Source organism: Cupriavidus sp. 30B13 (assembly GCF_049059565.2).
GTDB lineage: Bacteria > Pseudomonadota > Gammaproteobacteria > Burkholderiales > Burkholderiaceae > Cupriavidus.
Map to the genome: position 1 here is coordinate 1,283,613 of NZ_CP188223.1, position 23,594 is coordinate 1,307,206.

22 protein-coding genes and 1 tRNA gene are annotated in these 23,594 nt (G+C 69.6%); 9 read left to right on the top strand and 14 right to left on the bottom strand.

Annotated elements, in window-relative coordinates; translation table 11 throughout:
- Positions 1–12: 12 nt before the first annotated feature.
- Positions 13–987 (top strand): quinone oxidoreductase family protein, encoded by a 975-nt coding sequence (locus tag ACKI2N_RS05980; RefSeq protein WP_420992817.1) that lies wholly within the window; start codon positions 13–15, stop codon positions 985–987.
- A gap of 9 nt (positions 988–996) precedes the next feature.
- On the opposite strand, the gene ACKI2N_RS05985 is transcribed toward ACKI2N_RS05980, so the two are convergent.
- The 6 genes from ACKI2N_RS05985 to ACKI2N_RS06010 form a co-directional block, all read right to left on the bottom strand.
- On the bottom strand, positions 997–1,290 hold the full coding sequence (locus ACKI2N_RS05985; protein WP_420992816.1) for a YkvA family protein: 294 nt from the start codon (positions 1,288–1,290) through the stop codon (positions 997–999).
- Positions 1,291–1,918: 628 nt separating this feature from the next.
- Entirely contained in the window at positions 1,919–3,064 is a 1,146-nt protein-coding gene (locus ACKI2N_RS05990) for a BMP family ABC transporter substrate-binding protein (RefSeq protein ID WP_420992815.1), read from the bottom strand.
- Between the two features lie 153 nt (positions 3,065–3,217).
- The gene (locus ACKI2N_RS05995) at positions 3,218–4,138 is read right to left on the bottom strand and encodes an ABC transporter permease (protein WP_426990580.1); all 921 of its coding nucleotides are present in this window, start codon (positions 4,136–4,138) and stop codon (positions 3,218–3,220) included.
- A gap of 16 nt (positions 4,139–4,154) precedes the next feature.
- Positions 4,155–5,255, bottom strand: coding sequence for an ABC transporter permease (locus ACKI2N_RS06000; protein WP_420992813.1), 1,101 nt, complete (start codon positions 5,253–5,255; stop codon positions 4,155–4,157).
- Entirely contained in the window at positions 5,248–6,825 is a 1,578-nt protein-coding gene (locus ACKI2N_RS06005) for an ABC transporter ATP-binding protein (RefSeq protein WP_420992812.1), read from the bottom strand. The genes ACKI2N_RS06000 and ACKI2N_RS06005 overlap by 8 nt, the downstream gene beginning before the upstream one ends.
- A 386-nt stretch (positions 6,826–7,211) precedes the next feature.
- Positions 7,212–8,138 (bottom strand): pirin family protein, encoded by a 927-nt coding sequence (locus ACKI2N_RS06010; protein WP_420992811.1) that lies wholly within the window; start codon positions 8,136–8,138, stop codon positions 7,212–7,214.
- A 725-nt stretch (positions 8,139–8,863) separates the two neighbouring features.
- Here ACKI2N_RS06010 and ACKI2N_RS06015 point away from each other — a divergent pair.
- The 4 genes from ACKI2N_RS06015 to ACKI2N_RS06030 are packed head-to-tail and all read left to right on the top strand — an operon-like array spanning position 8,864 to position 12,419.
- A complete protein-coding gene (locus ACKI2N_RS06015; protein ID WP_420992810.1) occupies positions 8,864–9,580 on the top strand; it encodes an ABC transporter permease in 717 nt (238 codons plus the stop codon).
- A 26-nt stretch (positions 9,581–9,606) separates the two neighbouring features.
- Positions 9,607–10,584 (top strand): glycine betaine ABC transporter substrate-binding protein, encoded by a 978-nt coding sequence (locus ACKI2N_RS06020; RefSeq protein WP_420992809.1) that lies wholly within the window; start codon positions 9,607–9,609, stop codon positions 10,582–10,584.
- Positions 10,585–10,594: 10 nt separating this feature from the next.
- Positions 10,595–11,242 (top strand): ABC transporter permease, encoded by a 648-nt coding sequence (locus tag ACKI2N_RS06025; protein ID WP_420992808.1) that lies wholly within the window; start codon positions 10,595–10,597, stop codon positions 11,240–11,242.
- A gap of 1 nt (position 11,243) precedes the next feature.
- Positions 11,244–12,419, top strand: coding sequence for a betaine/proline/choline family ABC transporter ATP-binding protein (locus ACKI2N_RS06030; protein ID WP_420992807.1), 1,176 nt, complete (start codon positions 11,244–11,246; stop codon positions 12,417–12,419).
- 113 nt (positions 12,420–12,532) lie between these two features.
- Here ACKI2N_RS06030 and ACKI2N_RS06035 read toward each other — a convergent pair whose 3' ends face one another.
- Positions 12,533–14,107 (bottom strand): aldehyde dehydrogenase (NADP(+)), encoded by a 1,575-nt coding sequence (locus ACKI2N_RS06035; RefSeq protein WP_420992806.1) that lies wholly within the window; start codon positions 14,105–14,107, stop codon positions 12,533–12,535.
- Positions 14,108–14,301: 194 nt separating this feature from the next.
- Entirely contained in the window at positions 14,302–15,048 is a 747-nt protein-coding gene (locus tag ACKI2N_RS06040; RefSeq protein WP_420992805.1) for a FadR/GntR family transcriptional regulator, read from the bottom strand.
- A gap of 259 nt (positions 15,049–15,307) precedes the next feature.
- Between ACKI2N_RS06040 and gudD the strand changes: the two genes are divergently transcribed.
- The 3 genes from gudD (at position 15,308) to ACKI2N_RS06055 (ending at position 18,314) form a co-directional block, all read left to right on the top strand.
- The gene (gene gudD / locus ACKI2N_RS06045) at positions 15,308–16,693 is read left to right on the top strand and encodes a glucarate dehydratase (protein WP_420992804.1); all 1,386 of its coding nucleotides are present in this window, start codon (positions 15,308–15,310) and stop codon (positions 16,691–16,693) included.
- Between the two features lie 122 nt (positions 16,694–16,815).
- A complete protein-coding gene (locus ACKI2N_RS06050) occupies positions 16,816–17,820 on the top strand; it encodes a Bug family tripartite tricarboxylate transporter substrate binding protein (protein WP_420992803.1) in 1,005 nt (334 codons plus the stop codon).
- Positions 17,821–17,936: 116 nt separating this feature from the next.
- Complete coding sequence (locus ACKI2N_RS06055) at positions 17,937–18,314, top strand: hypothetical protein (protein ID WP_420992802.1); 378 nt, start codon at positions 17,937–17,939, stop codon at positions 18,312–18,314.
- 20 nt (positions 18,315–18,334) lie between these two features.
- Here the strand turns inward: ACKI2N_RS06055 and ACKI2N_RS06060 are convergent, their stop codons facing one another.
- From ACKI2N_RS06060 to ACKI2N_RS06075, 4 genes are all read right to left on the bottom strand, one after another.
- On the bottom strand, positions 18,335–18,823 hold the full coding sequence (locus tag ACKI2N_RS06060) for a hypothetical protein (RefSeq protein WP_420992801.1): 489 nt from the start codon (positions 18,821–18,823) through the stop codon (positions 18,335–18,337).
- A gap of 294 nt (positions 18,824–19,117) precedes the next feature.
- On the bottom strand, positions 19,118–19,888 hold the full coding sequence (locus ACKI2N_RS06065; protein WP_420992800.1) for an anti-sigma factor family protein: 771 nt from the start codon (positions 19,886–19,888) through the stop codon (positions 19,118–19,120).
- Positions 19,885–20,406: a sigma-70 family RNA polymerase sigma factor gene (locus ACKI2N_RS06070; protein ID WP_420992799.1), complete on the bottom strand. Its 522-nt coding sequence runs from the start codon at positions 20,404–20,406 to the stop codon at positions 19,885–19,887. Before ACKI2N_RS06070 ends, ACKI2N_RS06065 begins: the two co-directional genes overlap by 4 nt.
- Before the next feature lie 348 nt (positions 20,407–20,754).
- Positions 20,755–20,844 (bottom strand) — tRNA-Ser (locus ACKI2N_RS06075).
- A 229-nt stretch (positions 20,845–21,073) separates the two neighbouring features.
- Here ACKI2N_RS06075 and ACKI2N_RS06080 point away from each other — a divergent pair.
- Positions 21,074–21,640 (top strand): glycine zipper 2TM domain-containing protein, encoded by a 567-nt coding sequence (locus tag ACKI2N_RS06080; protein WP_420992798.1) that lies wholly within the window; start codon positions 21,074–21,076, stop codon positions 21,638–21,640.
- Positions 21,641–21,731: 91 nt separating this feature from the next.
- Here the strand turns inward: ACKI2N_RS06080 and hemW are convergent, their stop codons facing one another.
- Together hemW and rdgB are read right to left on the bottom strand one after the other, a co-directional pair.
- Positions 21,732–22,976: a radical SAM family heme chaperone HemW gene (gene hemW, locus ACKI2N_RS06085; RefSeq protein ID WP_420992797.1), complete on the bottom strand. Its 1,245-nt coding sequence runs from the start codon at positions 22,974–22,976 to the stop codon at positions 21,732–21,734.
- Positions 22,973–23,590: an RdgB/HAM1 family non-canonical purine NTP pyrophosphatase gene (gene rdgB, locus ACKI2N_RS06090; protein ID WP_420992796.1), complete on the bottom strand. Its 618-nt coding sequence runs from the start codon at positions 23,588–23,590 to the stop codon at positions 22,973–22,975. Before rdgB ends, hemW begins: the two co-directional genes overlap by 4 nt.
- Positions 23,591–23,594 lie beyond the last annotated feature (4 nt).

Here is a 23,594-nt window from a genome sequence, read left to right on the forward strand (position 1 = left end):
CAGGAGCGCAACATGAGCAAAGCCATCCGTATTTTCGAAACCGGCGGCCCCGAAGTGATGCAATGGGTCGACGTCGAGGTCGGCGAGCCCGGCCCGGGCGAGATCCGCGTGCGGCATGAAGCCGTGGGCCTGAACTACATCGACGTGTATTTCCGCACCGGCCTGTACAAGCAGCCGCTGCCCGGCGGCATCGGCATGGAAGGCGCCGGCGTGGTGGAGGCCGTGGGCGAGGGCGTGCGGCACCTGAATGTCGGCGACCGCGTGGCCTACGCGGGCCGTCCCACCGGCGCCTACGCCCAGGTGCGCGTGATGCCGGCGGACATCGTGGTGCGCCTGCCGGACGCGATCTCGTTCGAGCAGGGCGCGGCCATGATGCTGCAGGGCCTGACCGTGCAATACCTGGTGCGCGACAGCTACCGCGCGCAGGCCGGCGACACCGTGCTGCTGCACGCCGCCGCGGGCGGCGTGGGCCTGATCGCCAGCCAGTGGCTCAAGGCGCTCGGCGTAACCGTGATCGGCACCGCCGGCAGCGACGAAAAGGCCGCGCTGGCGCGCGCCCACGGCTGCGACCACACCATCGTCTACACGCGCGAATCGTTCGTCGACCGGGTCAGGGAGATCACCGGCGGCAAGGGCGTCGCCGCGGTCTACGATTCGGTGGGCAAGGACACCTTCAACGGCTCGCTGGACTGCCTGGCGCCGCGCGGCACCATGGTGGTGTTCGGCAACGCCTCGGGCCCGGTGCCGCCGTTCGACCTCTCGGTGCTCGGCAACAAGGGCTCGCTGCGCCTCACGCGGCCCACGCTGATGACCTATGTGGTCCACCGCGAACTGCTGGAGCCGATGGCGGCCGACCTGTTCGGCATGGTCACCAGCGGCAAGGTGAAGATCGAGGTGCGCCAGCGCTACGCACTGGCCGACGTGGCCCAGGCGCACCGCGACCTGGAAGGCCGCAAGACCACCGGCACCACCATCCTGCTGCCCTGAGCGGCGCCGCTAGCGCGCGCGCACGGCGGTGGCGCCGGCGCGCGCCTCGGCCTGCCGCAGCACGTGCGGCGGCAGTGCCTTGAGCATGAAGTGCACCGCCAGCGGAATCAGCACCACGTCGTCGACGATGCCCAGCCCCAGGATGAAATCCGGGATCAGGTCGATGGGCGAAATCGCATACAGCACCAGCCCGAAGGTGGCCGGGCGCAGCCAGCGCGGCGCGTCCGGATGGCGCAGCGCGAACCACAGCAGGCGGCCGTCGCGCCGCAGCAGCGTCCACAGCGCCGAGAATCGTTTCCACATGAGAGGGCTCCTTCACTTAGCGAGATTTATTCGCCACAAGGCCGGGGACGGGTCTTGGTCTTGGTCGTGGTCTTGCCAGTAGCTTGGGGTGGTTGGCGGGGGTTCAAGTTCCCCGGTGACGGGGGGATGCCGTTGGTGGCTTGGCCTGGCTTGCGAGGCGGGGCTTGTGCTTCAAAGTCAACTTCAAAGTCAAAGGCTTTCGCTCCCCCGGAGCGACCTACTTTCTTTTTTCCGAAAAGAAAGTAGGCAAAGAAAGCGGACTGCCTGGCCGGCAGGGGCAGAAACGTCGGGTTTCTGGTTGTTGGTGGTTTCGTGGTGGGGCCTGCGGTTCTGCTGGCCTCCTGCCGTTACCGGTGCTGGCGGCCACGATCCTGCCAGCGGTGCTGGATTCGTGGCGGCGCTGCATGATGGCGTAGGCCCGGGTGGTTCAAGCTGCTGCCGCGGCCGGAGCGGATGCGGACGTCATAGGAACGGCACTGGTTTCGTGGTGGGCGCGGTGGCTCCAGTTTGAAACGTAGCTGACGTTGGCCTTGAAGCACAAAATCCAGCCCGCCGGCCTCCCAACGAAAAAAGCGGCGGATGCCAAAAACCACATCCACCGCTTCCTGCTACCTCCCTCCACCAGCCATCAACCCGGAATCTTCCCCTCCACGCCTTCCACGTAGAACTTGATTCCATGCAGGAAGCCGTCGTCGGCGGCCTGGTCCTTGGCCAGTTGTTCCTTGCCGGTATTGTCCTTGAGCGGACCCTTCCAGATCGGCGCCGAGCCGTCGGCGATGCCCTTCTTGCGCTCTTCCACCAGTGCCTTGACGTCATCCGGCACCGCGGCGTTGAAGCCCTTCAGGTCGATCATGCCTTCCTTGATGCCCCACCACGTGGTGCCGTTCTTCCACTGGTTGGCCAGCACGTCGCCGACCACCTTGTTGTAGTAGACGCCCCACGAGATCACCGAGGCGGCCAGGTGGGCCTTCTCGCCGAACTTGCTCATGTCGCTGTCCCAGCCGAAGGCGTACACGCCCTTTTCCTGCGCGGTCTGCACCACGGCGGCGGAGTCGGTGTTCTGCATCAGCATGTCCACGCCCTGGCCGATCAGGGTGGTGGCGGCTTCGCGCTCCTTGCCCGGGTCGAACCACTTGTTTACCCACACCACCTTGACCGTGGCCTTGGGATTGACGCTGCGCGCGCCCAGCGTGAACGAGTCGATGTTGCGGATCACCTCGGGGATGGGCACCGATGCCACCACGCCCATCTTGCCGCTCTTGCTCATCTTGCCGGCCACCACGCCGGCCAGGTAGGCGCCTTCATAGGTGCGCACGTCGTACTGCGCCAGGTTGTCGGCGGTCTTGAAGCCGGTGGCGTGCTCGAACTTCACGTCCGGGAATTCCTTGGCGACCTTGAGCATCGACTCCATGTAGCCGAAGGTGGTGCCGAAGATCAGCTTGTTGCCCTGGGCGGCCAGGTCGCGGAACACGCGCTCGGCGTCGGCGGCCGATTCCGGCACGTTCTCGACGTAGGAGGTCTTCACCTTGTCGCCGTACTTTTCTTCCACGGCCTTGCGGCCGGCGTCGTGCGCATAGGTCCAGCCGGCGTCGCCGACCGGCCCGATGTAGACGAAGGCGACCTTGAGCGGCTCGGCCTTCTGCTCGGCCACCGGGGCCGAGGCGGGCGCGGCGCTTTCGGCGGGCTTGTCGGCTTCCTTCTTGCCGCAGCCGGCGAGGGCCAGCACGGCGGTGGCGGCGAGGGCCGCCAGGGTTTTCCTGCGCGTGACGATCATGATTTCTCCTTGAAATGACCTGGTTAGTGATTGTTATGACTAAGGGTGCGACGGTGGCTCAACTGTGGCTCGACTGCGGTTCTCGAATGCCGGAAACCGGTGCGGCGGCGCCCCGCGGGGCGCCGCCGCCGGGAACGAAGACTGCGGGAAGGGTCAGGCGGCGCCCGGGCGGAACGGCTTGCCCAGCGACGCCGGCATGTTCAGGCGGATCCACGCCGGGTTGCGCGAGATCAGCGCCAGCACCACGATGGTGGCCGCGTAGGGCAGCATCGACAGGATCTGCGACGGCACCGCCACGCCGATGCCCTGCAGGTAGAACTGCAGGATGGTGACGCCGCCGAACAGCCACGCGCCGGCCAGCACGCGGCCCGGGCGCCAGGTGGCGAAGGTGGTCAGCGCCAGCGCGATCCAGCCGCGCCCGGCCACCAGGTTTTCCACCCACATCGGCGTGTACACCAGCGACAAGTAGGCGCCGGCCAGCCCGCAGCAGGCGCCGCCGAACAGCAGCGCGGCGAAGCGGATCAGGCGCACCGGATAGCCCAGCGCGTGCGCCGATTCGGGCGACTCGCCGATCGCGCGCAGCGTCAGCCCGGCGCGCGTGCGGAACAGGAACCAGGCGATGGCCGCGCACAGCAGCAGGCTGAAATACACCATCCAGTGCTGCTGGAAGAAGGCCGGGCCGAAGAACGGGATGTCGGCCAGCCCGGGAATCGACCTGGCCTGCGAGGGCATGGCGAAGCCGACGAAGCGCTGGCCCATGAAGGCCGACAGCCCGGTGCCGAAGATCGACAGCGCCAGGCCGGTGGCTACCTGGTTGGTGGCCAGCACCAGCGCCAGCCACGAGAACAGCGTGGCCATGACCATGCCGGCCAGCGCGCCGGCGGCGAAGCCGATCAGCGGCGACTGGGTCTGGTAGCCGGCCATGAAGCCGAACGCGGCGGCCACCAGCATCATGCCTTCGGCGCCGAGGTTGAGCACGCCGGCGCGCTCGTTGATGAGCAGGCCGAGCGCGGCCAGCAGCAGCGGCGTGCCGGCGTTGATCGCGGTGGCGATGAGAGGTGCGAATTGTTCCATGTACGTGGGGTCTCGCTCAGGCGGCCTTGGCGCGCCAGCGCAGGCGGTTGTCGATCAGCGTGTCGCTGGCCAGCAGGAAGAACAGCAGCATGCCCTGGAACACCGAGCCGATGGCCGAGGGCAGGCCCAGGCGCGACTGCGCCATCTCGCCGCCGATGTAGAACAGCGACATGACGATGCCGCCGAACACCGTGCCCACCGGATGCAGGCGGCCGACGAAGGCCACGATGATGGCGGTGAAGCCGTAGCCCGGCGAGATCGACGGCAGCAGCTGGCCGATCGGGCCGGTCACTTCGAAGGCGCCCGCCAGGCCGGCGGTGCCGCCCGAGATCATCAGCGCGCTCCACAGCGAGCGGCGCGCCGAGAAGCCGGCGTAGCGCGCGGCCGCCGGCGCGGTGCCGCCCACCTGCAGGCGGTAGCCGGCGAAGCTGCGGAAGATAAACGCCGTCATGACGGCCACCAGCGCCAGCATCACGGCGAAGCCGGCATGCAGGCGCGAGCCCGGCATCAGGTTGGGCAGCAGGAACTCCGCGCCGAACACCTTCGACTGCGGGAAGTTCATCCCGTCGGGATCCTTGAGCGGGCCATTGACCACGTACAGCATGAGCTGCTGCGCGATATAGGTCAGCATCAGCGACACCAGGATCTCGTTGGCGTTGAACTTGTCCTTGAGCGCCGCGGTGAGCGAGGCCCAGAACATGCCGCCGATCACCCCCGCCAGCGAGGCCAGCACCAGCACCACGGTGCCGTTGGCGGTGTGCCCCGGCACGTCGAAATACAGCACGGTGGCGCCGGCGAAGATGCCGCCCACGATCAGCTGGCCGTCGGCGCCGATGTTCCAGATGTTGGCGCGGTAGCACACCGACAGGCCGAGCGCGCACAGTACCAGCGGCACGGTCTTGAGCAGCACCTCGCCGATGGCGCGGCGGTCCTTGAGCGGGTCGACCAGGAAGACCTTGAGCGCGGCCACCGGATCCTTGCCGAGCAGCAGGAACAGCAGCGCGCCGAACGCGAGCGTGAGCGCCAGCGCGATGAACGGAGAAGCATAGGCCATGCGGCGCGAGGGCAGGCCGCGCGGGGCCAGCGCGAGCGGCGAGCGGAGCAGGAAATCAGCCATGGAGTGCTGCCTCCCGCTGTTCCTGCTGGCCGCCCGGCCCGCCTTCCCACAAGCCGCTCATCCACAGGCCGACCTGCTCGCGCGTGGCGTCCTGGATGGCGATCGACGGCGACAGCCGGCCTTTGGCGATCACGTGCAGGCGGTCGCAGATGGCGAACAGCTCGTCCAGTTCCTCGGACACCACCAGCAGCGCGCAGCCGGTGGCCTTGAGGGCCAGCAGCTCGTTGTGGATCTGCGCCGCGGCACCCACGTCCACGCCCCAGGTGGGCTGGGCCACGATCAGCACCCTGGGCCCGCTTTCGACCTCGCGGCCCACGATGAATTTCTGCAGGTTGCCGCCCGACAGGCTCTTGGCCAGCGCCTCGGGCCCGCTGGCCTTGACGCGGAAGCGCTTGATCACGGCCTGCGCCAGCCCGGCCGCGGCCTTGGGCGAAATCATGCCGTGCCGCACGTAGGGCGCGGACTGGTGCGACAGCAGCGTGTTGGCGGCCAGGCTCATGCCCGGCACCGCGCCGCGGCCCAGGCGCTCTTCCGGCACGAAGGCCAGGCCGGCGCGGCGGCGCGCGCGCGCGTCGAGGCGGCCGACCGGCTTGTCGTCGAGCAGCACCGCGCCGGGTTCGGCGCGCGTGTCCTCGCCCGACAGCGCGGCCAGCAGCTCCTGCTGGCCGTTGCCGGACACGCCGGCGATGCCGACGATCTCGCCCGCGCGCAGGTCCATCGCAATGCCCGACAGCTCGGTGGCGAAGGCATGCGCGCGCGGCAGCGAGAGCGCGCGCACCGCCAGGCGGCAGCCGCCCGGCTCGGTCTGCACGCGCGCCTCGCGCGGCGGCTCGCCGCCGATCATCAGGCGCGACAGCGAGGCCGCGCTCTCCTGGCGCGGGTCGCACACGCCGGTGACCCGGCCCATGCGCATCACCGTGGCGCTATGGCAGAGCTCGCGGATCTCGTCGAGCTTGTGGCTGATGTAGAGAATGCTGGTGCCTTCGGCGGCGAGCTGGCGCAGCGTGACGAACAGCGTCTGCACGGCCTGGGGCGTGAGCACCGAAGTGGGCTCGTCCAGGATCAGCAACTGCGGCCTGGCCAGCAGCGCGCGCACGATCTCCACGCGCTGGCGCTCGCCCACCGACAGCGTATGCACGTGGCGGTTGGGCTCGAGCGGCAGGCCGTAGCGCTGCGCGGTTTCGCGGATGCGCTCGGCCAGCTGCTTCATGCTGGTGCTGTCCTTGTCCTTGCCCTTGTGGCGCGGCAGGCCCAGCGCGATGTTCTCGGTGACGGTCAACGTGTCGAACAGCGAGAAATGCTGGAACACCATGGCGATGCCCAGGTTGCGGGCATCGTGCGGATTGTGGATGGCGGCAGGCGCACCGTTGAAGTGCATCTCGCCGGCGTCGGGCTTGACCGCGCCGAAGATGATCTTCATCAGGGTGGACTTGCCGGCGCCGTTCTCGCCGAGGACGGCGTGGATCTCGCCGGGGGCCACGACGAGCGAGACGTCGTCGTTGGCGGTTACGCCGGGATAGCGCTTGCTGATATGGGCAAGCGCCAGCCGGGGGGATGTGCTTAGGGTCACTGAGGCGGCTCGAATTGTTATGGCAGCAACGTTGGTCGGCGTTCTTGGCAGGCGGCGCTTCCTGCGGCGCGACGGGCAGGATCGCCGCATCGCATCGCCGGGACCATCACGGGATGGTGATGCCGTTTATTAAGCGTGGATTATATAAGTGCGCGGGGGCCGGACGGCCTGTTCCGGGCTGTTTCGGCGGCCCCGCAACGGTTACAGGCAGGTTGCAAGTCGCATGCCGGGGTGCGGGGACCGCGCCGCCGCGCAGCCGGCGCGCGCGCTTGGCCGGCACGCACCGGGGGGCGCCGGCAAGGCAGAAAAAAGCCCCGGGCAGCAGGGTGCTCCCGGGGCCGTCGCGGGAAGGGCGCGTTGCCTTCCCGCCGCGGTGGCGTGGTGTCTCAGGCGCCGTTGTTCGCCGCGATCTGGTTGAAGCGGCCTTCGCGGAAATCCGCCAGGGTCTGGTAGATCTCCTCCTGGCTGTTCATCACGAACGGCCCATATTGCACGATCGGCTCGCCCAGCGGCTTGCCCGCGATCAGCAGGAAGCGCGCATCGGTGGTCGCGGTCACGGTCACGCCGTCGGCATCCGCGGCGTTGTCCAGCACGCCCATGCGCTGCGCCTCGAGCACGGCCACGTTGTCGCCCGTGCCCACCGCGATCTCGCCGCGGTAGGTGTACACGAAGGCGTTATGGCCCGCGGGCAGCGCCTGCGAGAAGCGCTGGCCGGCCGGCAGCGACACGTCGAGGTACAGCGGCTCCGTCACCGGGCGCGTGACCGCGCCGGCCACACCGTGCGAGGCGCCGGCCAGCACGCGCACGGTGGCGCCGCCCGGCAGCGCCACCGTGGGCACGGCGGCCGCGGGCAGGTCGCGGTACCAGGGCGCGGTCATCTTGTCCGCCGCCGGCAGGTTCAGCCAGAGCTGGAAGCCTTCCATGCGGCCGTCTTCCTGCTCGGGCATCTCCGAGTGCACCACGCCCGCGCCGGCCACCATCCACTGCGCGCCGCCGTTTTCCAGCAGGCCTTCGTTGCCGGCGCTGTCGCGGTGGCGCATGCGTCCGGCCAGCATGTAGGTGATGGTCTCGAAGCCGCGGTGCGGGTGGTCGGGGAAGCCGCCGATGTAGTCGTCGCGGCTGTCCGTGCCGAATGCGTCCAGCATCAGGAACGGGTCCAGGCGGCGCTGCAGGTTCTGCGTCAGCACGCGGGTCAGCTTGACGCCGGCGCCGTCCGAGGTGGCGATGCCGCGCACCACGCGGTCGACCGCGCGCGAGCGCTGCACGGTTTCTCCGGCGGTGGCCGGAACGGTCTGGATGAGGCGTTGTTCCATGTTCGATCTCCTGTTGGCCGGGCGGGCCCGGCGTTGGCGGGGGCGGCGGCAATGGCGGCCGGCCCCGTTGGCTACCCTCCCAATTTAAGGGTTTGGGCCGAAAGCGGTAGATAGCGGACAGGCAACAGATTGTTCTGATACTGGCACGGCGGACGCGTTCCGCGTGCCGGTTTTTGCAACAACGCGGCAGCGCCGGAAGATGTCGGACAAACACCTACAATTGCGGGGAAAAGCAGGCGTAAATTCCGAAAGATGACAAGATCGACGTAAATGCGTATAATAGCGCTCTCGTTGTCATCCGATGCTGCGTAATCGCGCATGGGGCGCAAATCCGGCATGAGGCTCGCGGTCGCGGTTCGCAGTCTTGCCCGGCCGTCGTTTGCGTCTTGTCCGTTGCTCGCCCGGCATCGGCCGATTGATCCGGCGGCGCGTCGGAAAACCATCAACTCTGCGCTGCCACTGGCCACCCGCATTCCGCGTTCTCGCGGCGGGCTGCGCCGCTCCAGGGATGCCCGGCTCCACCGTCCGGCGTCCCGTCAAATGGGTTTCCCCGCCTCGCGGCGTGGAGCCCGGCGCCCGTCCACCGGCTCATCTGCCGGTCATGGCGGGCAAGGCAATCTAGTCAGGGCCGGCGGCCCCCGTTGCTCCGCCCGCGCCCGTTTTATCGTCCGCCGATCCGGATGTGGCGCCTCGTGCCCGCATGCGGCGCGCGGGGAGAGGGGAATATGTCCAAGCAATCCGTCCAGGCGCTCGCCTGGGGATGTCTCACGCTTGCCGCGCTGGCCGGACTGGCCGCGTGGATCGGCGTCGACGTCATCCGGCAATACCAGGACCGCCTGTGGTACGACGTGGCCGACCACCTGCGCCTGGTGGCGTGGTCCATGGCGCTGGCGCTGGCCACCGGCATCCCGGCCGGCATCGCCCTGAGCCGGCCCTGCATGCGCCGCTGGGCCGACCGCCTGATGCAGGTCTTCAATATCGGCAACACCGTGCCCTCGCTGGCGGTGCTGGCGCTGGCGCTGGCCGTGCTCGGCATCGGCGAGCGGCCCGCCATCCTCGCGCTGTGGCTGGCCTCGCTGCTGCCGATCGTGCGCAATACCTGCGAAGGCCTGCTCGGCGTGTCGCCGGCGCTCACCGAGGCCGCGCGCGGGCTGGGCATGACGGCGCGCCAGCGCCTGCTGCGCGTGGAGCTGCCCAACGCGCTGCCGGTGATCCTGGCGGGCGTGCGCATCAGCCTGGTGATCAACGTGGGCACGGTGCCGCTGTCGTTCCTGATCGGCGCCAACAGCCTGGGCGAGCTGATCTTCCCCGGCATCTACCTCAACAACCAGCCGCTGCTGCTGCTCGGCGCGGCCGCCACCGCGCTGCTGGCGCTGGCCCTGGACGGCCTGTTCGCCGCCGCCGGCCATTGCTATCTGCGCAGCCGCGGGCTGGCGCGCTGAGCGCCGCGCACAACAAGGAGAATCCGATGCAACCGATCAAGAACGGGCTGGCGCGGCTGGCCGCCGCGCCGGCGCTCGCCGCGGCGCGTCTGCTGGCAAGTCTGCTGGCACGTCCCGCCGTATCGCTGGCGGTGCTGGGCGCGTGCGCTGCCGCGGCGCTGGGCCTGCCGGCGCATGCCGACACCATCCGCGTGGGCGGCAAGAACTTCACCGAGCAACTGATCCTGTCGTCGATGACGACGCAGTACCTCAAGGCCAAGGGCTTCGACACCGAGCTGACCTCCGGCCTGGGCAGCACGCTGATGCGCCAGGCGCTCGAAAGCGCGCAGCTCGACGTGGTGTGGGACTACACCGGCACTGCGCTGATCGTCTTCAACAAGGTCGAGGAAAAGCTCGGCGCGCAGGAGAGCTATGAGCGCGTCAAGACGCTCGACGCCGCGCGCGGGCTGGTCTGGCTCGACGCCTCCGGCATCAACAACACCTACGCGCTGGCCATGCCGCGCAAGCGTGCCGAGGCCGCCGGCGTGACCACGCTGTCCGCCTTCGCCGGGAAGATGCGCGCGGCCGGCGAGGACACGGCCCACCCGTTCGCGGTCGACATGGAATTCGCCGCGCGGCCGGACGGCCTGGAGCCGCTCAAGGCGCTCTACCAGCTGCCGTTCGCGCGCCTCGACGTGATCCAGCTCGATCCCGGCCTGGTCTACACCGCGCTGAAGAATGACCAGGTCGAACTGGGCCTGGTCTACACCACCGACGGCCGCGTCAAAGGCTTCGACCTCGTGCTGCTCGAGGACGACCAGCATTTCTTCCCCGCCTACAACGCCGTGCCGGTGGTGCGCCAGGCGGCGCTGGAGCGGCACCCGGAGCTGGCCGGGCTGCTCAACGCGCTCGCGGCCCGGCTCGACAACGAGACCATGACCGCGATGAACTACCAGGTCGACATCGGCCAGCAGCCGGTCGACAAGGTGGCGCAGGATTTCCTGCGCAGCCACGGCCTGCTCTGAAGGAGGCCGCATGGACCTGATGACTTACCTGCAGCACAGCTGGCCCACGCTGCTCAGGCTGACCGGCCAGCACCTGGCGCTGGTGGGCTCCGCGGTGGGGCTGGCGATCGTCGCCGGCGTGCCGCTGGGCATCCTGTGCGCGCGCTTCCGCTTCCTCGCCGCGCCGCTGCTGACGCTGGCCACCGTCGTGCTGACGCTGCCGTCGATCGCGCTGTTCGGGCTGATGATCCCGGTGTTCGCGCGCTTCGGCCACGCGCTCGGCTACGTGCCGGCGGTGACCGCGGTGTTCCTGTATTCGCTGCTGCCGATCATGCGCAATACCTGCGTGGCGCTGGCCAGCGTGGACGACGGCATCCAGGAAGCCGGCCGCGGCATCGGCATGACCACCTGGCAGCGCATGCGGCTGGTGGACCTGCCGCTGGCCGTGCCGGTGATCCTCGGCGGCGTGCGCACGGCCGTGGTGATGAACATCGGCGTGGCCACCATCGCCGCCATCATCGGCGCGGGCGGCCTGGGGGTGCTGATCCTGCAAGCGATCAGCCAGAGCAACATGAGCAAGCTGGCGGTGGGTGCCGTGCTGGTCAGCGTGCTCGCCATCGTGGTCGATGCCTGCCTGCAGTGGCTGCAGCGGGCGCTGACACCGAAAGGAATCCGCTGACATGATTGAACTCGACCAACTCACCAAGACCTTCCGCCAGAAGGACGGCGCCGAAGTGCGCGCCGTCGACGCCGTCTCCATGACGGTGCCCAAGGGCGAGATCTGCGTCTTCCTCGGCCCGTCGGGCTGCGGCAAGACCACCACGCTGAAGATGATCAACCGCCTGATCCAGCCCAGCGCCGGCCGCGTGCTGATCGACGGCGAGGACACCGCGCGCGTGGACGAGGTCACGCTGCGGCGCAAGATCGGCTACGTGATCCAGCAGATCGGCCTGTTCCCCAACATGACCATCGAGCAGAACATCATGGTGGTGCCGCGCTTGCTGGGCTGGGACCGGAAACACTGCCGCGAGCGCGCGCGCGAACTGATGTCGATGGTGCAGCTCGACCCGGACAAGATGCTGTCGCGCTACCCGCGCGAGCTGTCGGGCGGCCAGCAGCAGCGCATCGGCGTGATCCGCGCGCTGGCCGCCGACGCGCCGGTGCTGCTGATGGACGAGCCGTTCGGCGCGGTCGACCCGATCAACCGCGAGAGCATCCAGAACGAGTTCTTCCTGATGCAGCGCCAGCTCGGCAAGACCGTCATCATGGTCTCGCACGATATCGACGAAGCCATCAAGCTGGGCGACCGCGTGGCGGTGTTCCGCCGCGGCAAGCTGGTGCAGTTCGACCATCCCGACGCCTTGCTCGCGCACCCCGCCGACGACTTCGTGCAGGCCTTCGTCGGCCACGACAACACGCTCAAGCGCCTGCTGCTGGTGCGCGCCGGCGACGCCGCCACCATGGCGCAGAGCTGCGCGCCGGACATGCCGCTGGCGCAGGCCTTCGGCATCATGGACGAAGCCGACGTGCGCCAGTTGCCGGTGGTGGACACGGCCCAGCGCGCGCTGGGCTACGTCACGCGCCGCGATGCGCGCGGCGGGCAGGGCACGTGCGCCGATGCGATGCGCCCGTTCAAGGCGACCGCCGCGTTCGACGAACACCTGCGCATCGTGCTGTCGCGCATGTACCAGCACAACACCAGCTGGCTGCCGGTGCTCGACGCCGACGGCGTGTATCTCGGCGAGGTCACGCAGGAATCGATTGCGGACTATCTCAGTTCCGGACGCTCGCGCGGCAATGCGCCGGTGATCCGGCCGCCGCAGGCCCCCGCGCCGATCGAGCGCGCGGCGGCGTGAGGCGCGCCGGCAAAGCCGGCGCCAGCGGCGCAGCATGAGTGCCGTCCGCGGACGCAAAAAAGGGCCGGAATTTCCGGCCCTTCGTCATGGCGGCGGCGCATGCCGCGCGCGGCTTACTCGCGGCCGAGCTGTCCATCCTTCAGGCGCCACGCGCCCAGCGGGTTGCCGTCCTGCAGCACCGGCGGCAGCAGCTCGGCCGGCACGTTCTGGTAGCACACCGGGCGCAGGAAGCGTTCGATGGCCGAGGCGCCCACCGAGGTCGAGCGCGTGTCAGAGGTGGCCGGGAACGGGCCTCCGTGCACCATCGCATGCGAGACTTCCACGCCGGTGGGATAGCCGTTGAACAGCACGCGGCCCACCTTGCGTTCGAGCACGGTCAGCAGGCTGGCCGCTTCGGCGCGGTCGCCGGCGTCGGCCTGCACGGTGGCGGTGAGCTGGCCTTCCAGGCGGCGCGCCACGGCCAGCATTTCCGCGTGGTCGCGGCAGACCACCAGCACCGAGGTCGGGCCGAAGACTTCCGCTTCCATGCGGTGGTCCGCGAGGAACTGCGCCGCGGTGGTTTCGAACAGCGCCGGGCGGGCCTGGTTGGGGCCGTTGGCCGCCAGGCCGCTGCCGATGCGGCGCAGCCCTTCGATGTCGCCCAGCTGCGCCACGCCCTTTTCGTAGGCCTGGCAGATGCCCGGGGTCAGCATGGTGCCCGCGGCCTTCTCCGCCAGCGCGGCGACCGTGCCCTGGCGGAAGACGTCGAGCGCGGGGCTTTCCACCGCCAGCAGCAGGCCGGGGTTGGTGCAGAACTGGCCCACGCCCATCACCAGCGAATCCACCAGGTTGCGCGCGATGTCCGCCGCGCGCGCGTCGAGCGCCGCGGGCAGCAGGAACACCGGGTTGATGCTGCTCATCTCGGCGTAGACCGGGATCGGCTGCGGGCGGGCATTGGCGGTCTGCAGCAGGGCCAGGCCGCCGCTGCGCGAGCCGGTGAAGCCGACCGCCTGGATCGACGGGTGCGCCACCAGCGCGGTGCCGATGGCAAAACCGCCCACCAGCAGCGAGAACACGCCTTCCGGCAGGCCGGCATCGGCCACCGCCTTCTGGATCACGCGGCCGACCAGTTCGGACGTGCCGGGGTGGGCCGGGTGCGCCTTGACCACTACCGGGCAGCCGGCGGCCAGCGCCGACGCGGTATCGCCGCCCGCCACCGAGAACGCCAGCGGGAAGTTGCTGGCGCCGAACACCGCGACCGGGCCCACGGCGATCTTCTGCAGGCGCAGGTCGGGGCGCGGCGGGGTGCGCTCGGGCAGGGCGGAGTCGAGCGTGGCGGCTTGCCAGCGGCCGTCGCGCAGCACGCCCGCGAACAGGCGCAACTGGTTGGCGGTGCGGGCGCGCTCGCCCTGCAGGCGGGCGACGGGCAGCGCGCTTTCGGCGTGGGCACGCTCGATCAGCGTGTCGCCCAGTGCTTCCAGGCCGCTGGCGATGGCTTCCAGGAAGGTCGCGCGTGTCTCGGGCGAGGTGTTGCGGTAGGTGTCGAACGCCGCTTCGGCCAGCGCGCAGGCGCGTTCGGCATCGGCCGCGTCGCCGCCGTGGAACGCCGGCGCGAGGATCTCGCCGGTGGCCGGATTGATGGCATGGAGGATATCCGCGGTGCCGCGCACTGCGCTGGCGCCGATCAGCATTTCGCCGGTGATGGTCATGTGGGAGTTTCCTTGGACTGCGGTCAGATGGGTGCGCCCCGGGGCAGCGGGCGGGTGACGGGCCGGGCGCGATCGCGTCGCTGCATCGATCGCGCTTCGTTATAAGACATCCTACAACAAGAGCTCCCGCACGGGCAAGCGGGGAAGGCCGGGCGCGCCGGGCGGCGGTCCGGTCGGGTGCCCGTCAGGCGCCGTCAGGCTCCTTCGACGGCGGCCGAGGCCTTGCGCAGCCGCTCGCGGCTGTTGGTCAGGTGCATGCGCATCGCCGCCTTGGCGCCTTCAGGATCACGCCGCTCGATGGCGTCATAGATGTTCTCGTGCTCGATATTGACGCGCTCGAGGTACTGCGCGCGCTCCTGCGCGCTCACGTGCAGGCGGCTGCGCGGAATCACCATGGTGCCCAGGTGGCCCATGATGTCGGTGAAATAGCGGTTGCCGGTGGCGCGCGCGATGGCGAGGTGGAACTCGAAGTCCGCGCCCACCGAGTCCTTGCCGTCGGTGGCGGTGCGCTTGAGCTCGTCGAGCGCGCCGCGCATGGCCGCGAGCTGTTCGTCGCTGCGGCGCGTGGCCGCCAGGCTGGCCGCCTCGGCCTCCAGGCTGACGCGGAATTCCAGCATGGCCAGCACGTCCATGGCGGTCACCATGGCGGCGGGATCGATGCGGAACGGCGAGGCGCTTTCGGCCGGGCGCGCCAGCACGAAGGTGCCGATGCCGTGGCGGGTCTCGACCAGGCCGCTGGCCTGCAGGCGCGACAGCGCCTCGCGCACCACCGTGCGGCTGACGCCCAGCGCGCTCATGATCTCGGACTCGGTCGGCAGTTTGTCGCCGGGCTTGAGCGCGCCTTGCTGGATGCGTTCGCTCAGGTTGCTCACCGCCTCTTCGGCAAGCGTGCGGCCGCGGCGCCGCAGCGGGGTGGAGGAAGCGAGCATGGGGTTTGACATGGTGAGGGCAGGGACTTGACCGGGTCGCAATGTGCTCATTATACTGCGTCGTAAGTCATATGACGACCGATAACAGCTTTCTGGCAGGGCGATCGTCGCCCCCGCGCACCGCATCAGGCTGCGCAGGTGGCGCGCGCGCAACCGCCGGAACGGCCAGCACGAGAAAGCCGGTTTCAGCCGGCGCAGCCAAGACCGAGACAACCCGCAGCGCGCTGGCAGCCCGCCTGGCCATCCGCCGCGCTCTCCGCCGGAACCCGACATGACCCCAACGCCCATTTCCGCCGCCCGCGACGCGTCGCCGGCCCACGCGACGCCCGCTGCCGGCACGCCCGTCGTCACCGGCCTGACCGTGGTGCCGGTGGCCGGCCACGACAGCATGCTGATGAACCTGTCCGGCGCGCACGGCCCGTTCTTCACCCGCAACATCGTCATCCTCACCGACAGCGCCGGCAATACCGGCGTGGGCGAGGTGCCGGGCGGGGAGGGCATCCGCCAGACGCTGGACGACGCGCGCGAGCTGGTGGTGGGGCAGCCGGTCGGCAACTACCAGGCGGTGCTCAACCGCGTGCGCAGCGCCTTCGCCAGCCGCGACGCCGGCGGCCGCGGCCTGCAGACCTTCGACCTGCGCATCACCATCCACGCCGTCACCGCGCTGGAGGCTGCGCTGCTCGACCTGCTCGGCAAGCACCTCGGCGTGCCGGTGGCCGCGCTGCTCGGCGAGGGGCAGCAGCGCGACGCGGTGGAGATGCTGGGCTACCTGTTCTACGTGGGCGACCGCAACCGCACCACGCTCGGCTACCGCAGCGAGCCCGATGCCGACAATGCCTGGTTCCGCCTGCGCAACGAAGCGGCGATGGATGCCGCCGGCGTGGTCCGGCTCGCCGAAGCCGCGTTCGAGCGCTACGGCTTCAACGACTTCAAGCTCAAGGGCGGCGTGCTGCGCGGCGACGAGGAGATGGAAGCCATCGTCGCGCTGGCCGAGCGTTTTCCCAAGGCGCGCATCACGCTCGACCCCAACGGCGCCTGGTCGCTGGCCGAGGCCGTGCGCCTGTGCCGCGACAAGCACGGCGTGCTGGCCTACGCGGAAGACCCCTGCGGCGCCGAGGACGGCTACTCGGGCCGCGAGATCATGGCCGAGTTCCGCACCGCCACCGGACTGCCCACCGCCACCAACATGATCGCCACCGACTGGCGCCAGATGGGCCACGCGGTGCGCCTGCAGTCGGTGGACATCCCGCTGGCCGACCCGCATTTCTGGACCATGCAGGGCTCGGTGCGCGTGGCGCAGATGTGCGCGGAGTGGGGCCTCACGTGGGGCTCGCATTCGAACAATCACTTCGATATCTCGCTGGCCATGTTCACCCACGTGGCCGCCGCCGCGCCGGGCCGCGTGACCGCCATCGACACCCACTGGATCTGGCAGGACGGCGAGCGCCTGACCAGATCGCCGTTGCGGATCGAGGACGGCAAGGTCGCCGTGCCCACGGCGCCGGGCCTGGGCGTGGAACTCGACATGGAGCAGGTGGCGCTGGCGCACGAGCGCTACAAGAGCATGGGCCTCGGCGCGCGCGACGACGCCGTGGCCATGCAGTTCCTGATTCCGGGCTGGAAGTTCGACAACAAGGCGCCGTGCATGGTCAGGTGAGCGCGCCTTCCTCCGGCCGGCAAGACAAAAAAGAAAGAAGCGGTATCCGATCAGAAGTCGAAAGCCCGGGACGTCCAGTACGTCCGCGTCCACCAAACGTCCACGAGAATCAAGGAGACACCATGACCCCGTTCCAACAACCGTCCGCGCGGCGCAGGCTGCTCGCGCTCGCCGGCGCGCTCGTCGCCACCGTGGCGGCGGCCGGCAGCATCACCGCCGCCGCGCAGACCTGGCCGACCAAGGCCGTCTCGGTGGTCGTGCCGTTCCCGGCCGGCGGTTCCACCGACACCATCGCGCGCATGCTGGCGCCGCCGCTCAACGAGAAGCTCGGCCAGCCCTTCGTGGTGGACAACCGCCCGGGCGCCACCGGGGCCATCGGCGCCGCCATGGTCAAGCGCGCGCCCGCCGACGGCTACACGCTGATGGTGGCGTCGATCGGCGTCTATGCGGTGAATCCCTTCCTGCAGAAGAACCTGCCCTACGACCCGGCCAAGGATTTCGACCTGCTGACCGTGGCGGTGCGCGCGCCCAACGTGCTGGTGACCAAGCCGGACTTCCCGGCCAAGAACCTGCAGGAACTGGTCGCGTACATGAAGAAGAACCCGGGCAAGGTGGCATTCGCCACGTCCGGCGCCGGCTCGTCCGACCACCTGACCGCCGCGCTGTTCTGGCAGAAGTCCGGCACCGACGGGCTGCACGTGCCCTACAAGGGCGGCGCGCCGGCGATCTCCGACCTGCTGGCCGGGCAGGTCGATGCCTCGTTCCAGAACATCAACGCGGTGCTGCAGCATATCCGCAGCGGCAAGCTCAAGGCGCTGGCCGTGACCGGCGACAAGCGCTCCCCGGTGCTGCCCAACGTGCCCACCATGACCGAAGGCGGCGTCAAGGACGTGGACGTCTACTCGTGGCAGGCGGTAGCCGCGCCGCGCGGCCTGCCCAAGGACGTCAAGGCCAGGCTGCACGCCGCGCTGGTCAGCGCGCTGGCCGATCCGCAGATGCGCCAGAAGCTGGCCGAAAGCGGCTTCGAGGTCGTGGCCAACACGCCCGAGCAGTTCGACCAGTTCGAGAAGCAGGAGCTGCAGCGCTGGAAGGCCGTGATCGAAGCAGGCAAGATCACCAGCGAATAAGCACGCCGCGCACCGGCCGCACAGTTGACGCGGCCACGCCGCTTTCATGCTCTTTGCCCCGCCGTCGCGCGGGGCATTTTTCCTGGCGGGTACCGCGGCCTGCTACGCTTGCGTGCATGCGCCGCCCCAAGATCCGTTTCTGCAAATCGCCGCCCTGCCTGCTGGTCGAGACCCGCTGGCTGGTGCCGCGCCGCTTCGACGGCTTCACCCCCGGCCCGCTGATCCTGCTGCGACCCGGCGCGAGCCACGCGCTGATCGAGCACGAGAAGGTGCACGTGCGGCAGTTCTGGCGCTGGTGCGGACTGATGGGCGTGCTTTACCTGCTCAGCCCGCGCTGGCGCCTGCGCTTCGAGCTGGAGGCGTACCGCGAACAGCTGCGGCACTGCGAGCCATCCGCGGCGCGCCAGTTCGCGCGCATGCTGTCGCGCCACTACCGCCTGAAAATCTCGGAGGAAGAGGCTTACCGCTTGCTGACCCTGCCCGGCGGGCGCTGAGCTTCAGCGCGCCGCGCGCATCAGCGATGGCCGCCGCCGCCGTGGAATCCGCCGTGGAAGCCACCCCCGTGGAACCCGCCGAAGCCGCCGTGGAAACCACCGCCGAAGCCGCCATGGAAGCCGCCATGGAAACCCCCGCCGACCCGGACCCCGGGCGTGCGGAAGTACGGATGGCCGAGCTGGTGGATGTGATGGAAGCGATCGATGAAGATCACGCTGCCGAATGTCACGCCGAACGGCGACCAGTACCACGGATCGACCGCATAGTAAGGGTAGGGCGCGGCATACGTCACCACGCCCGAGTCGCCGTTGTCGACCATCTGCCAGGTGCCGTCGGGCTGCAGGCAGGCCAGGCCCTGGACCTGCTGCTGGACGCCGTTGATCTCGGTCTGCCCGGTCATCTGCTGGCAAGGCGGGCTTGCTGCATCCTGGGCCGCCGCCGGCACGCTGAATCCAATGAAACCCACGGCGGCCAATGCCGCCACCACGGTTGCGAAATGCTTGCGCATGCTTGTCATCCTGAACGCGAATACCCGACGTCGCGATATGGCCACGACCTACGGTGCTGGTCTTGCGGGGCGGCGCGAACGGTGAAGCCATCGCGCGGCTGCGGTACCCCGTCTTTGGTATTTCCGTAGGGAATTCCGGCCCTATCCCAAGGCACATCGGTTTGCCTGGCGGTCCCGTGCGCACTGTCGTCCCGCATCGGTCCCGCATGCCTTGTAAACGGATCGGAGGGTGTCCTTATTCCCGCGCATGCCGCGGATTTCCGCGGCCGCGCGAATCGGAACCGGTGCGCTGCCTCATTGCCAGCTTTCCGGCGTGCAGCCGAGGCTGCCGCAGACGTCGAGCGCGATCTCGCGCAGGCGCGGTTCGCTGTGCTGCCCGGAGACGGCGTAGCCCGTGCCGCCGGCGGTCCAGTAGAAGGTGCTGCGGCCATCCTGGCGCAGCACGCGGAACGAATCCTGCGGCGAAGAGGCCGGGGCGATGTACACGGTCAGCCGCTCTCCCGCCCGGTTCTCGTACATCAGCTGCGCCGCGGGGCCGGTAGCGCCGGGCAGCAGCCGGCCGCCCATCAGCCGGTAGCCGAACTCGTCGAGCACCGGAATCGTCAGCGAGCGGGACAGCCGGTGCGACAGCCATGTCACCAGGTGCTCGTGGTCGGAAGCGGGCACCTCGACCGCGTGGCGCTGCTCGGTCGAAAACACCGCATAGGCCAGGTCGGCATGGTGGGCGAAGGCGTAGGTGTCGGCCGCGGAATCCGGCAGCCAGGCCACGCCCGTGCCCAGCGCCAGGCCGACCGCCACGAAACCTAGCGCCGCCGCGCCGCGCCGCCACGCGTGCGGCCGCGGGCGCACCACCACGTAGCGCACATCGTGCTCCAGCGGAAACAGCGCCCTGAGCGCCGCGCCGTGGCGCTGGTAATCGGCCACGCGGGCAGCGGCCTCTTCGTCGCGCGCCAGGCCGGCAAGCACATCCTCGCGCGCCTGCGGCGGCAGTTCCCCGTCGACCAGGGCCGACAGCCGCTCCAGTTCGGGCCCGGGCGGCATGGCAGGGTTGCGATTATGGTTCATGACGTGCTCCTCACGGCTTTGCGCGGCGCGGGCTGGTGATCGGTGCCATCCTGGAGCAGGCTGCGCAAGTGCTCGCGCGCGCGCGACAGCCTGGACATCACGGTGCCCACCGGCACCTGCAGGATGGCGGCGGCCTCCTGGTAACTGAGCTGCTCCAGCGCCACCAGCAGCAGCACTTCGCGCTGGTCCGGCGGCAGGCGGTACAGCGCCCGCTGCACATCGCGCAGCAGCAGGCCTTCGATCTGCTGGTCCGGCGCCGCCAGCTGCGCCCACAGCGGATCGCTGTCTTCGACGGCGACCTCGTGCTGCTTGCGCAACTGGTCGATATAGAGATGGCGCAACACGGTCAGCAGCCACGCGCGCAGATTGCTGTGGGAGCGCAGCAGCGAAGCCCGGCCAAGCGCGCGTTCGGCCGTGTCCTGCACCAGGTCGTCGGCCCAGGCGGCGTCTCCCGTCAGCGCGCGCGCGTAGCGCCGCAACTGCGGCAGCCAGCCCGCCAGGTCATCCTCCAGGCTCACCGGAGCCCGCCGGCCGGGGTGCCAGGGCAGCAGCGGCCACCGGCAAAACGGCGCGGCAGCGCCGGCGGGGCAAGCGGCAAGGCGGGAACCAGACCAAGCACTTCCATTTCGATTTCCCCTCCCGCGTCCGGCCCGGATTGCCTGACGATGCATGAAGCGGAACCGGCCGCCTGCGCGAGGCGTCCGGCCCTTCCAGTACGGTAAACGTGCCGCGGCGGGGTTTTATTCCGTTGCCGCCGGCAGATTCAGGCAGGTCGGGCGCCGGGTGCGCCGGCCTTTGCTTGCGGTACGCGCGCGCGCGGGCCATGCGGACGCGGGTGCGGCGAAAATCGGGTGGTGGGGAAGGGCTGGCGGAAGCGGTGAGATTCGAACTCACGGATGGGTCACCCCATCGGCAGTTTTCAAGACTGCTGCCTTAAACCACTCGGCCACGCTTCCGGGAAGGAAAGAGCGCGCATTATAGCAAGGGCGCGGCGGCCGCCGGGCGCTTTTCCGCGCACCGGGCGGGGCATGGACTTGTCGGTGCCGGTCGGACAAGATGGAACCTTCGCCGCGGTGTTTGGCTCCTATCATGCGTGAGAGCGCACATTCGGCGCGGCGGCATGGTTCCGGTCCGTGCGCTCTCCGGCAATTCCACGCAGTTGCGATCAATCGAGGAGAATTTCTGATGAACGGCAAAACTCTGTTGGGCGTGGCGGCGGCTGCCGCCGTGGCTGGCCTGGCCGGATGCGCTGCGCCGGGCGGCTATGGCGGTGGCTACAACGGCGGTTATGGCGGCGGCTATAACGCGCCGCCGCCGCAGGCGGGCTACCAGCAACCGGGCTACCAGCAAGGCTACCCGCAGCCCGGCTACCAGCAGCCCGGCCCCGCCACCTACCAGGCGCCGGCGGGATCGGTGTTCTACGGCCGGGTCGAGTCGATCGAGCCGGTCACCACGCAGCAGGGTGGCAGCTCGGGCCTGCTCGGCACGGTGATCGGCGGCCTCGCCGGCGGCTTGCTGGGGCACCAGATCGGCGGCGGCACCGGCAACACGGTCGCCACCATCGGCGGTGCGGTCCTGGGTGGCGTCGCGGGCAACCAGGTCGAGCGGCGGGTCGATGGTCCGGAGACGGTCTACCGTGTCAACGTGCGGCTCGACGATGGCCGCCTGGCCACGGTCACGCAGCGCAACGTGGGCAATCTGCGCGTGGGCGCCCGCGCGCAGGTGGCCAACGACATGGCCACGCCGTACTGACCGGCGCCGCACGGCGAGAAAAAAAATATGGCCACCCTCGGGTGGCCGTATTGCATGGCGGTCTCCGGCCTCAGCCTTCAGTCCTTAGTCCTTAGTCCTTGAGGAACATTTCCTGCAGGTCGTTGAGGAAGCGCCGTCCCAGTTCGGTGGGCCTGATGGTGGCGAGGTCGGCTTCGAGCAGGCCTTTCTTTTCGGCCGCGGCGAGGTCGCGGCTGATGGTGTGCAGCGGCAGGCCGGTGTGGTCGAAGAAGGTGGTGGCCGGCACGCCGTCGGTCAGGCGCAGCGCATTGAGCATGAACTCGAAGGGCAGGTCCGCCGCGGCCACGTCGTGGCTTTCCTGCACCGCGTTGCCGGCCATGGCTTGCGCCATGTAGGTGGCCGGATGCTTGTGGCGCATCTGGCGCAGCACGCGGTGCGGGAACGAGAGCTTGCCATGCGCGCCGGCGCCGATGCCGAGGTAGTCGCCGAAACGCCAGTAGTTGAGGTTGTGGCGCGCCTCGCGGTGCGGCTTGGCGTAGGCGGACGTCTCGTAGTGTCGGTAGCCGGCCTGCGCGGTGCGCGCCTCGATCAGGTCCTGCATCTCGTACGCGCTGTCGTCGTCGGGCAGCGCGGGCGGGAACTTGGCGAACAGGGTGTTCGGCTCGAGTGTCAGGTGGTACAGCGACAGGTGCGTGGTGCCGAACGACAACGCGGTTTCCAGGTCCTCGGCGCATTCCGCCATCGTCTGGCCGGGCAGCGCGTACATCAGGTCCAGGTTGACGTTGTCGAAGTTGGCCAGCGCGATGCCGATGGCGGCGCGCGCTTCGGCGCCGCCGTGGATGCGCCCGAGCGCGGCAAGGTGGCGGTCGTTGAAGCTCTGGATGCCGATCGACAGGCGGTTGATGCCGCTGGCGCGGTAGCTGGCGAAACGCTCGGCCTCGAAGGTGCCTGGGTTGGCCTCCATGGTGATCTCGGCGTCGGCGTCGAGCGGCAGCAGCGCGCGGATGTCCGACAGCAGGCGGTCCATGCCGGCGGCCGACAGCAGGCTCGGCGTGCCGCCGCCGATGAACACGGTATGGACCTGGCGGCCCCACACCAGCGGCAGCGACTGCTCGAGATCGGCGCGCAGCGCGTCGAGGTAGGCGTCTTCCGGGATATCGTGGCTGCCGGCGGCGCCGGGCACCGCATGCGAGTTGAAATCGCAGTACGGGCACTTGCGCACGCACCACGGGATATGCACGTAGAGCGACAGCGGCGGCGAGGCCGGCAGCGCGATCTGGCCGGGCTGCAGCCACAGCGACTTGGTGTCCGCGGGCGCGCTGGCGCCGCTGCGCGCGGCGGGAACGATCGGGATCATGGGCGGGCGTGGTGGCCGCCCGAGGCGCGCAGGCGCTCGGTCAGCACCTTGAGCGCCTGCGCGCGGTGGCTGACGGCGTTCTTTTCTTCCGCGCTCAGCTCGGCCACGGTCTTGCCCAGTTGCGGCAGCAGGAAGTGCGGGTCGTAGCCGAAGCCGGCGTTGCCGCGCGGCGCGTCGACGACTTCGCCGGCCCACACGCCTTCGGCGATGACCGGGCGCGGGTCGTCGGCATGGCGCACCAGCACCAGCACGCAGTAGTAGTAGGCGTGCCGGTTGAACTTGCCGGCCAGTTGCGAGATCAGGTGCGCGTTGTTGGCGGCGTCCGACCTGGGCTTGCCGACGAGCTGCGCGTAGCGCGCCGAATAGACGCCCGGCGCGCCGTCCAGCGCGTCCACGCAGATGCCGGAATCGTCGGCCAGCGCGGGCAGGTTGGACAGGCGGCTGGCATGGCGCGCCTTGGTGAGCGCGTTCTCGACGAAGGTGGCGAAGGGCTCTTCGGCTTCGGGAATGCCGAGCTGGCCCTGCGGCACCACGTCATAGCCCAGCGGCGCCAGCAGCGCGCCGAACTCGCCGAGCTTGCCGGGGTTGTTGGAGGCGAGGACCAGGCGTTGCATCGCG